Annotated in this window: 11 protein-coding genes; 1 reads left to right on the top strand and 10 read right to left on the bottom strand. The window is 43.6% G+C overall.

Going from position 1 to position 10,867, the window contains the following annotated elements:
• Nucleotides 1-208 precede the first annotated feature (208 nt).
• The 9 genes from tatC to F7R24_RS14115 all read right to left on the bottom strand — a co-directional run bounded on the left by tatC (nucleotide 209) and on the right by F7R24_RS14115 (nucleotide 7,013).
• Complete coding sequence (gene tatC / locus F7R24_RS14155; RefSeq protein WP_151671916.1) at nucleotides 209-967, bottom strand: twin-arginine translocase subunit TatC; 759 nt, start codon at nucleotides 965-967, stop codon at nucleotides 209-211.
• The gene (tatB, locus tag F7R24_RS14150; protein WP_151671915.1) at nucleotides 964-1,320 is read right to left on the bottom strand and encodes a Sec-independent protein translocase protein TatB; all 357 of its coding nucleotides are present in this window, start codon (nucleotides 1,318-1,320) and stop codon (nucleotides 964-966) included. Before tatB ends, tatC begins: the two co-directional genes overlap by 4 nt.
• An 11-nt stretch (nucleotides 1,321-1,331) precedes the next feature.
• Nucleotides 1,332-1,601, bottom strand: coding sequence for a Sec-independent protein translocase subunit TatA (tatA, locus tag F7R24_RS14145; RefSeq protein WP_151671914.1), 270 nt, complete (start codon nucleotides 1,599-1,601; stop codon nucleotides 1,332-1,334).
• A 58-nt stretch (nucleotides 1,602-1,659) separates the two neighbouring features.
• Complete coding sequence (locus F7R24_RS14140) at nucleotides 1,660-1,992, bottom strand: phosphoribosyl-ATP diphosphatase (protein ID WP_151671913.1); 333 nt, start codon at nucleotides 1,990-1,992, stop codon at nucleotides 1,660-1,662.
• Nucleotides 1,993-2,004: 12 nt separating this feature from the next.
• Nucleotides 2,005-2,397, bottom strand: a complete 393-nt coding sequence (gene hisI, locus F7R24_RS14135) for a phosphoribosyl-AMP cyclohydrolase (RefSeq protein WP_151671912.1) — start codon at nucleotides 2,395-2,397, stop codon at nucleotides 2,005-2,007.
• Between the two features lie 71 nt (nucleotides 2,398-2,468).
• Complete coding sequence (ubiB, locus tag F7R24_RS14130) at nucleotides 2,469-4,100, bottom strand: ubiquinone biosynthesis regulatory protein kinase UbiB (protein ID WP_151671911.1); 1,632 nt, start codon at nucleotides 4,098-4,100, stop codon at nucleotides 2,469-2,471.
• Nucleotides 4,101-4,136: 36 nt separating this feature from the next.
• Nucleotides 4,137-5,516 carry a sensor domain-containing diguanylate cyclase gene (locus F7R24_RS14125; RefSeq protein ID WP_151671910.1) on the bottom strand — a complete coding sequence of 460 codons (1,380 nt, stop codon included), beginning with the start codon at nucleotides 5,514-5,516 and terminating at the stop codon, nucleotides 4,137-4,139.
• Nucleotides 5,517-5,638: 122 nt separating this feature from the next.
• A complete protein-coding gene (locus F7R24_RS14120) occupies nucleotides 5,639-6,280 on the bottom strand; it encodes a thiol:disulfide interchange protein DsbA/DsbL (protein WP_151671909.1) in 642 nt (213 codons plus the stop codon).
• A 127-nt stretch (nucleotides 6,281-6,407) separates the two neighbouring features.
• Entirely contained in the window at nucleotides 6,408-7,013 is a 606-nt protein-coding gene (locus F7R24_RS14115; protein ID WP_151671908.1) for a c-type cytochrome, read from the bottom strand.
• Nucleotides 7,014-7,208: 195 nt separating this feature from the next.
• Here F7R24_RS14115 and yihA point away from each other — a divergent pair, with 195 nt between their 5' ends.
• Nucleotides 7,209-7,883, top strand: a complete 675-nt coding sequence (gene yihA / locus F7R24_RS14110; RefSeq protein ID WP_151671907.1) for a ribosome biogenesis GTP-binding protein YihA/YsxC — start codon at nucleotides 7,209-7,211, stop codon at nucleotides 7,881-7,883.
• Between the two features lie 231 nt (nucleotides 7,884-8,114).
• Here the strand turns inward: yihA and polA are convergent, their stop codons facing one another.
• A complete protein-coding gene (polA, locus tag F7R24_RS14105) occupies nucleotides 8,115-10,850 on the bottom strand; it encodes a DNA polymerase I (RefSeq protein WP_151671906.1) in 2,736 nt (911 codons plus the stop codon).
• Nucleotides 10,851-10,867 lie beyond the last annotated feature (17 nt).

Genomic DNA, 10,867 nt, shown 5'->3' with positions numbered 1-10,867 from the left:
CGATTAAGCTTTAATGCCTAACCTGAACAAGCGCCCACACGCATTACCTGATTAATTTGTTAAAGAGCGGCTTGAGATCTCTGTGCAACCCGATGTGTTGGGTTGTTGTCTCAAGCGAGGTGCGTATAGTATAGATCAAAATCAGGAAGGTCAACGGGTTTTTGTAAATTTAATTGATTTAAATTACAGGATGTTAACTGTTTAAAAATCAACCAACCCTTTCTTCTTCGTCTTCTTTGGAGTCAGCGACAATAAACCGAGACATGAACAAGCCTACTTCGAAAAGCAACCACATAGGTACGGCTAAAAGACTCTGTGAAATGACATCGGGTGGAGTTAACAACATACCAAAGACGAAGCATACTACAATCACATATGCACGTTTAGCAGCTAAGTCTTTTGCTGAAATCGCACCTGACTTGATTAGCAGAAGTGTTGCAATAGGAATTTCAAAGGCTAAACCAAATGCAAAGAATAGTTTTAATACGAAATTAAGGTAGCTGCTGATATCCGTCATTACCGCAACATTCTCTGGTCCCACGCTAGTAAAGAAACCAAAGATCAATGGAAAGACAACAAAGTATGCGAAAGCGATTCCTGCATAAAAAAGCAAGATACTGGAAATCAGCAGTGGAATAGCGAACTTCTTTTCATTTGCATACAAACCTGGAGATATAAATGACCAAATCTGATGCAAAATATAGGGCATCGCTAAAGCCATTGCAGCCACTAGTGTTAACTTGAAGGGCGCAAAAAACGGTGAGGTAACATCGGTTGCTATCATGCTGGTACCTTCTGGTAACAGCGCTGTCAGCGGTGCCGATATAAATAGATATAAATCGTTAGCAAAATAGAAGAGTGCTAAAAACAAAATAAACACGGCTAATACCGCACGCATTAGCCTTTGTCGCAACTCCACAAGATGAGAGATTAAGGGTTGCTCTTGATCATTGGTTGAGTCGCTCATGCGTTACTTTTATCACTTTCTGTTTTTGAAGACTCTGAACTAGAGGAAGCAGTCTTAGCTTGCGGCTTTTCATCAGCAACAGCTGATTCAACATCTTTAGCTGCTGCTTTAAAAGGCTTACGCATTTCACTAAGCTCTTTTTCTAGTTCCTCTTTACTGATCGCCGTTGTACGGCGCAACTCTTCAACACGCAGCTCTTCACTGATCTCATGCTGAATAGCTGTGACTGATCGCTTGATGCGACCAATCCACATACCGCAGGTTTTAACAGCCACAGGCAACTTTTCCGGCCCTAGCACCAGCAAAGCAACGACACCTATAATCAGTAGTTCGGCAAAACCGATATCAAACATTTAATATGCGCTTACTTTTCGCTATCGACTTTTGCTTTTTCTTTTGCAGCATCCGCAGACTCATCTTGCTTAGTAAATGCAGCATCGTCAGCGGTTAGCTTTTTATTTTCTTGAGCTTCTGACGCTTCTTTTTGCTCGTCATCAGTCATCGCTTTTTTAAAGCCCTTAACGGCGCTACCCAAATCGCCACCTAGGTTACGAAGCTTTTTCGTTCCAAACAACAGCACGACAATGCCGAGTACAATCACTAACTGCCAAATACTGATTCCACCAAAACCCATTGCTTTTCTCCAGTTGTCATTGTCAGCCTAAGCTGATCAGAATTCGTTAATCTAATCGTTATTCTTTGTTACGTGAAGCTTTTTCTTCCAACCCTGAAAGATCAAAGCGGCGTGCAAGCTCATCCAATATAGACTGAGGCTTGATATCTAAGTGCGAAAGCATCACCAAGGTATGAAACCATAAATCAGCCGTTTCATAGATTAACTCTGCCTTCTCTTGTGTCAGCTCGGCATCTTTAGCGGCCAAGATGGTCTCTGTCGCCTCTTCGCCTACCTTTTCTAGAATCTTGTTAAGCCCTTTCGCGTGAAGACTGGCTACATAAGAGCTTTCTGGTGCAGCCAATTTTCTCGACTCTAGTACATCACTTAACTGCTGTAACACTTGGCTCATGATGATACCTTTCTATTTCTGATAGATAGCGTCTGGCGATTTAAGTACTTCATCAGTTACTAGCCATTCACCTTGAGCACTCAGCTTTCGATAAAAACAGCTTTCTCTACCGGTATGACACGCAATACCACCCAGCTGTTCAATCACTAACAATACAACGTCACCATCGCAGTCAAGGCGAATGTCATGTAACTGCTGAACATGCCCCGACTCTTCACCTTTTCGCCAAAGTCTTTGACGAGATCTTGACCAATAAATAGCTCGCTTTTCTTGTACCGTAAGCTTTAATGACTCACGATTCATCCAAGCGAACATCATGATACGGCCAGTATGGATGTCTTGAGCGATGGCAGGTACTAAACCTTGTTCATCCCAACAGACTTCATCTAACCATGCATCATTCATAAGTGCTTTCCTGATCCGTTTATTAAAAGCGCACTAGCATAGCCTATCAACTCAAGCCGAACCAGCCCAAATCATGCTCGCCATAAGCTTAACCAGCCAATACCTGCTACCAACCAACCATACCATGGCAAGCCATCTAATGTGTGCTGCAAACTAGGCTGCGCTATCACCGCTACTGCAAATAGTGCGGTAGCTCCTAGCAAAAGATGTCGACGTGTGGATCTAGCTCTTAAATATTGTTTTACAGCCAACTGCTCAGAATACTCAAACTTTTTCTCTGTTTGATGTGCAGTTTGCTGAAGTGCATCAAATACCAATTGTGGCATTAGTGGCAGCTTTTCTAGCCATTCTGGTCCTTGCTGACGAATACTATTAGCAACCGCTTTAATACTCATACGCTCCTTCATCCATTCCTCTAGAAAAGGTTTCGCGGTTTTCCACAGATCTAGTTCTGGATATAACTGACGTCCTAGCCCTTCAATATTTAGCAGCGTTTTCTGTAACAATACTAATTGTGGCTGCACTTCCATATTGAAGCGACGAGCTGTTTGGAATAATCCAAGCAACACCATACCGAATGAAATTTCTTTTAATGGCTTCTCAAATATGGGCTCACATACACTGCGTATAGCTGTCTCAAAAGCATGAACATTGGTATCTCTTGGGACCCAACCAGAATCAATATGAAGTTGCGCGACCTGACGATAGTCACGACGAAAAAATGCCAAAAGATTACGAGCAAGATAGCTTTGATCTTCAGCACTAAGCGAGCCAATAATACCAAAATCTACAGCGATGTATTGCGGATCATCTGGTCGCTCTCGCGATACGAAGATGTTCCCCGGGTGCATATCCGCATGAAAAAAACTGTAACGGAATACTTGGGTAAAGAAGATCTCTACGCCCCGCTCGGCAAGCTTTTCCATATCCGTATTCTGAGCATTAAGCTGCTCCATATCTGCCACAGGGATACCATATATCCGCTCCATGACAAGTACGTTACGACGCGTATAATCCCAAAAAATTTCTGGTATATAAAGAATGCCAGAGCCTTCAAAGTTGCGTCTTAACTGTGACCCATTCGCCGCTTCTTTGCGCAAATCCAATTCGTCAAAAATCGTTTGCTCGTACTCTTCAACCACTTCAACGGGGCGTAAACGTCGACCTTCCGACCAAAGATGACAGACCAACCAAGCCAAAGTGTAAAGCAATGAAATATCTTGCTGTATTACTTTTTCTATACCCGGACGTATCACTTTAACCACCACTGCTCGCCCATCAAAGAGTGTCGCACTATGGACTTGAGCAACGGATGCAGAGGCCATCGGTTCTGATTCGAAAACCTGAAACAGAGCTTCCACTGATTGACCTAAAGATCGCTCAATAATCTGCTTGGCTTTCTGGCTGGAAAATGAAGGCACGTTATCTTGAAGTCGTGCTAATTCGATAGCGATTTCATCTGGCAATAAATCTCGACGTGTTGACAGCATTTGTCCAAATTTGATGAACACCGGACCGAGCGCCTCTAAAGCTAATCTTAAGCGAACCGCCTCCGACTGCTTGGCTGAGAAAAACAGACGCCAAGGGAGCAGATACAATAATACTCTTAATACCCAGGGCAAGGTTGGGTTTAAGAAAAATGTATCTAATCTGAAGCGGGCTATAACCCAAAAAATCTTGATAGAGCGAAACACGGGTCGCACGTGATAGCATCCTGTAACGAATGAATAAGTATTGAATTATCCTAACAAGGCTTTGTTGCGGCCTGTTTCTTTAGCATGATAGAGCATCCGGTCTGCTCTTGAGAAAATTTCGTCTGGAGTATCTCCTGACTGGACTTCGGTAACTCCAAATGACATGGTAATGCGAACCGGCTTACCTTGAAAGTTAAATGGGCTTTCTTCAATCACTTTTCTGACTTTCTCAACAGCTTGAGTGGCAGCAGCGCCATCCGTTGATGGCATGATGATGACAAATTCTTCACCCCCAAAACGGGTGACAATATCAATTTTTCGCAAGTTTTTTTGCAGAATACGTGCCATTAATCGCAATACTTTATCTCCAGCCAAATGACCATAATCATCGTTCACTTGTTTAAAGAAGTCTAAATCTGCAACACAGAGGGAAAACATAATATTGTAGCGTTCCCATCTTTCTAGCTCATTAATGATATGACGATCATAAGCATAACGATTAGGTAAACCCGTCAATGGATCGGTACGAGCTTTAAGCTGCTCTTCTTCTATGCGATGCTTAACCTGCTCGGCTTCTTTTTCCATCTGAGCTACCTTCCCTAGCAACTCGTCATAACGTTGCTTCAAGCAATGTTCACGGGTCTCTTCAGATTTTTTATGTTCATCCATCGACTTTATAATACTTGCCAACTGACGACTCACTGCCTGCTTTAATTCCACTAGGTCATTGGACTGCTTAACCGTATGATTGATTTCAGAAACATCCTGACGAACCGCTCTATCCAATTCACTTTGCCGCTGACTAGCTTTCAACTCTTCTTTCTGGCTCTCAGTTAAAAAGTTTTGCACATAGGAAAGTTGCTGATTCAAACTCAGCAGGTAATCTTCAAAGTCCTCACCTAGGTTCATACCAGCCAAGCGCATCAACTTGATCAGATCGTCTAAGATGGCAGGTAAGCGCTGTAAATGAGGATTAGATTCTATCTCTGCGATTAAAGAATGGAGGTGATGACTGTGCTCATTAGGTATACGGAGTAGCTGAAGAACTTCCAATAGACGAACTGTAATCTCAACAACTTCCAAATCGCGATTATCTGCTAAGTCTTCACTTAAATCATTCTCTAAAGTATCGATTGAATGAGATAAAGCTTCGGCAGAGGCAGCAGGTTCTGTGCTTAGGGCAGTTACACGGTTTTCAATATTTTTTGCATAACTGCGAAGTTTACGGACTTCTATAGAACCCATTGAACCGACCAAACGATACATAACATCATCTAACTCTTCATCCTGCCCTTTTAAAGCAATACTGAGATGCGTAAGGATCATTCTTAACTGTTCAAGCAAACGTGATGTATATTCCTCCGCCTGCTCTAGCTCTTTAGAGAGTATCTTGTATTTCTTCTGCCAGTCATCCGAGCCTGCCATTGCAGCCAACTCCCATTACGCCCTATAAATGATGCATATACTATAAACCAAAAAACCACTGACGTGATCATTTAGAACAAACAATCACAACAGTGGCTTAAAATAGTATTGAACAGGGCGTCTTAATTAGCCAACGCAGCACGTTCTTTTTCAATCAGATAATTAGCCACACGAAGCATACCGGTGTTACTACCAGCCATAGCACCAGTAATATGGTATTTACCATTGACTACCATCGCAGGAACAGCAGTGATCTGATAACCTCTTAAGCGGGCTTGGCCTTGCTTGATGCGTGTATCAACTGCAAAGGAGTTATAAAGCTTCATAAACTCGTCCTTGTCGATACCATAGTTAGTATAAAAAGCGGCTATATCTTCCGTGCTACGAAAGCGGTTATTTTGCACATGGATAGCATCAAACATTGGCATGTGCGCCTCATCTAATTTGCCACTTAACTCAGCCACATAATAAGCTCTTGCCAAAGGCTCCCAGTTACGTGAAAAAACTGCAGGCAAATGAGTGAAGTAAACATCATCGTTTAACTGACTCGCCCAGCTTTGCAAACTTGGTTCAAGACTAGCACAGTGGGGACAGCTATAGGCAAACACCGCAACCACTTCAATTCTTTCAGGATCACTTGTTGGAACAGCGGTGGGTAAAACTTCATAATGAACACCTGCTTCAAAATCAGGTGCTTCTTGAGCAACAGCTACAGTAATGGAAAAACAAAGCAAATAAATTGCCCATACAGTTTTTTTCAACATAATTTTCTCACTTTATTATCAATGGCAAACTCAATCGATATCGACAGCAATACTTGAGTAAAGTTCTACGTTAAAAAACAAAAAGGGTAGCATTAGCTACCCTTTATCGAGTCTTTAAGAATTAAAATCAGTGTAGACCACGAATAAAGTGAGCTACTGCTTCCATTTCCGCATCAGACATCTTAACTGCAATATCACGCATCATACGGTTAGGATCGTTATGACGCTCTTCAGAAGCAAACTTTCTTAACTGCAATGCAGTGTATTCAGGATGCTGACCGCTCAACGCAGGGAAACGAGCAGGGTTGTTACCCTGACCACTTGGCATGTGACAAGCAGCACAAGCAGCTACGCCTTTATCAGCAATACCTGCACGATAGATACTTTTACCAAGCTCTAACATTTCAGCGGGTGTTTGACCGATAACCGGTGTTTGTCTTTCGTAAAACGCAGCAATATCACGCATATCACGCTCTGACAAACCGTCAAGCATACCTGTCATTTCAGGAATGACTCGCGCACCGCTTAGTTGATCTTGCATCTGCTTGAGCAAATAGCGAGAACTTTGTCCGGCTAAACTTGGAAATGCGCCCATTGGACTATTACCATCGGCACCGTGACATGCTGCACAGACAGCAACTTTTTGAGACCCAGCAGTTGCATCGCCACCGGTGGCATGTGCCATACCTGTGATTCCAACACTTACCAGTAAGCTGATCAGTAGTTTGTTCATTGACTCGACCCAGACTTTTGCTAATAAATTTTTTGTCCAGCTGCCGCTTTATTCGGTGCTGACCTCGTATTTGTGACTACCCTGACTAGAGGTTCTCTCAGTTCACGGGTAAAATTGGATATATTATAAACTAATATCCTCACAAACTGGAACGCATTTTGTTCAGTGTGGCGATCCTATCATAGTGAGATACGAATGTCCGAAAACCAAAGTTCACTTAATTTTCATCAAGCACGCTATTTTGTCAGTGCTGATAAGCTTCATCAATGCCCTGACGACAGTATTGCTGAAGTGGCTTTTGCAGGTCGATCAAACGCTGGAAAATCAAGCGCAATCAATACATTAACTCAAAATGGCAAGCTTGCCAGAACCTCTAAAACACCAGGCAGAACACAACTGATTAACTTTTTTGACTTGAATATTCCAGGCATTCGCATCGTCGATTTACCCGGTTATGGTTATGCTAAAGTACCAATCGCAATGAAGGTTCATTGGCAAAAACATTTGGATGCCTACCTGCAACATCGTGAAGCGCTGAAAGGTGTGGTTCTTGTCATGGATATTCGCCATCCAATGAAAGAGTTTGATGAAATGTTGGTGAGCTGGTGTGAGAAAACGGGGATGCCTTTGCATGTTCTGTTAACAAAAGCCGACAAACTGACACGTGGCCCTGCGCAAAGCACCTTGTTAAAACTAACAGCTCAACTTCGCAAGCGTCTGGGTGACGGTGTTACGCTACAAACCTTTTCTGCATTAAAAAAAGATGGAGTGGATACACTTCGTAAACGCTTGAGCGAGCTTTTGTTGCCAACTAGCGACGATCTAGACGGTCAAACTGATAACCTAACTCATCAACCATCTTTAGATTAAGCTGAAAAAAAGCCCTCAACTCCAAGAAGGGGACCACTTGGAATAGAGGGCTTACGCTTCCACGCGAATTGAGCCTTGGCTTTCACTGGCACATGACGGTCATATGGGCTCAAAAATATAGAGCCTAGCTGACTCAAAAGGTTCCTCTAACTTAAGGCCTAATTAAATTAAAAGTCAGACCAGCTTAAGGCTTCTAGAATCCATAGAAATCTTAGTTACCAACTCTTTCAATTAATGTGCTGCATCCCAGGTTTTTCCGTGACCCGCTTCAACTAACAACGGCACTTTCAACTGATCTGCTCGTTCCATTTGCTGGGTAACCTGTTCAATAAAGCTCGGCACCTGTTCCGTTTTCACTTCAAAAACCAGTTCATCATGTACCTGCATGATCATCTTGGCGTCAAACTCGCCATTAGCCAGCCATTCATCCACATTAATCATCGCTTGTTTAATAATATCAGCAGCGGTGCCTTGCATCGGCGCGTTGATCGCCGTACGTTCAGCGGCTTGACGTCGCATCCCATTTTTCGAATTAATTTCAGGTAAATAGAGTCGACGACCACGCAAGGTTTCAACATAGCCTTTTTCATGCGCTTGTGCACGGGTATTGTCCATATAACGCTGCACTCCCGGATAGGTCGCAAAATAGTGATCGATATAAGCCTGCGCTTCATTTCGACCTAAACCTAACTGCTTTGCCAAACCGAAGGCAGACATACCATAAATCAAACCAAAATTAATTGCTTTAGCACTGCGGCGCTGATCTGCCGAGACCTCTGCTAGGCTGACACCAAACACCTCAGCAGCTGTGGCACGATGAATATCTTTACCTTCAGCAAAGGCATTTAGGAGCCCATCATCACCAGACAGATGCGCCATGATACGCAATTCAATTTGGGAATAATCCGCAGCAACAATGGAGTAACCCTCTGGTGCAATAAATGCCTGACGGATGCGACGACCTTCCGCTGTTCTGATGGGTATATTTTGTAGATTAGGATCAGAAGACGATAAGCGACCTGTGGCTGTGACGGCTTGATGATAAGAGGTATGGATTCGACCCGTTCGAGGATTGATCATCAGCGGCAGCTTATCGGTATAAGTTGACTTCAACTTACTTAAACCACGATGTTCTATGATGACTTTTGGTAATGGATAGTCCAGCGCCAGCTCCTGTAACACCTCCTCTGCGGTTGAAGGAGCGCCTTTCGGTGTTTTCTTGCGAACGGGTATTCCTTGCTTTTCAAACAAGATCACCTGTAGTTGTTTGGGTGAACCTAGATTGAAGGTTTCACCTGCCAACTCATAAGCCTGCTGCTCCAACTCATGCAAACGGATTTCCAATTCACGACTTTGAATGGATAACAAGCTGGCATCGACACAGGCACCATTGCGCTCTATTTTTGCCAGTACGGGAATCAACGGCACTTCTAGGTCGTTAAGTACCGACATCAGCGATGGCTCTGATTGCAGTTGACTGATGATTTGTTGGTGAAGTCTTAAGGTAATATCAGCATCTTCAGCAGCATAAGGCGCGGCCTCTTCTAGATCGATTTGATTAAAGGTAAGTTGTTGCTTTCCTTTACCGGCGATCTCCTCAAAAGTGATGGTTTTATGCCCCAAGAATCGATCAGCCAAGCTGTCCATATCATGACGACCGGCGGTAGAGTTCAACACATAGGAAGCCATCATGGTATCTGCAACCACACCCTTAAGCTCAATTCCATAGTTAGCCAACACATTCATATCGTATTTAATGTGTTGGCCTAGCTTGGCTTGCTTGGGGTTTTCTAGTAGTGGTTTAAGACGCTCTAATACCGCTTTTCGATCAAGCTGATCTGGAACCCCTACATAGTCATGCGCTACCGGTAAATAAGCCGCCTCACCCGGTTTTATCGCAAAAGAGAAGCCAACCAATTCGGCTTCCATATAGTTCAAGCTGGTGGTTTCGGTGTCTAGTGCAAAAATGTCAGCCGCTTCAAGACGCTTGAACCATTCATCAAACGCATCCCAAGTCAAAATAACCTGATAATCTGTTTCTACTGCTTCTATGGCTGGTGTTTCAGCAGACTTAATAGGAACACCGGCTTCCAGCTCCTCTACCCAAGAGCGGAACTCATACTGACGGAATAAGGTTAACAACTGGTCATTGTGAGGTTGCGGACACGGAATATCCTGTAATTTCACATGCAGAGTAACATCCGTTTTAATGGTCGCAAGCTGATAAGACAGCTCGGCATCTGCTTTGTGATCCAACAGTTTTTGCGCCATCGTTTTCGAACCACGAAAACCCAAGTCCGCTATTTTGTCCAAATTCTCATAAAGTGCAGGAATGCCACCGATACCCTGTAGCAGTGCTAGCGCAGTTTTTTCACCGACACCCGGAACACCGGGAATGTTATCCACTTTATCGCCTTGAAGCGCTAATAGATCGATAATCAACTCGGGTGGAATACCAAATTTTTCTTTAACGCCCTCGATATCCATTTTGCTATCGTTCATGGTGTTGATGAGCGTGACATGCTCATTCACCAACTGCGCCATATCCTTGTCGCCTGTGGAAATAATGACCGGACGCTGCTGTTCAGTTGCTTCTCTTGCTAGCGTCCCGATAACATCGTCTGCCTCAACGCCATCTTCAACGATCACCTCTATTCCCATCGCACGAACGATCTGGTGAATCGGCTCTACCTGCAAACGCAGATCATCCGGCATGGAAGGTCGATTCGCTTTATACTCGGCAAACAACTCATCGCGAAAGGTTTTTCCTTTCGCATCAAAAACAACGGTAACCGGGCTTTGAGGATATTGTTTGAGTAAACTACGCAGCATCGATGTCACTACGCGCACGGCTCCGGTAGGAAATCCATCCTTGGTGCGAAGGTCTGCCTGTTGTGAAGCAAAAAAAGCACGGTACAAATAGGATGATCCGTCGACTAGAATAATAGGTAGATGCTGTTCACTCATGGATTTTTCCGCTAACT

It is taken from the genome of Nitrincola schmidtii (genome assembly GCF_008973715.1).
GTDB classification, from domain to species: domain Bacteria; phylum Pseudomonadota; class Gammaproteobacteria; order Pseudomonadales; family Balneatricaceae; genus Nitrincola; species Nitrincola schmidtii.
This window is presented reverse-complemented; position numbering and strand designations above follow the sequence as displayed.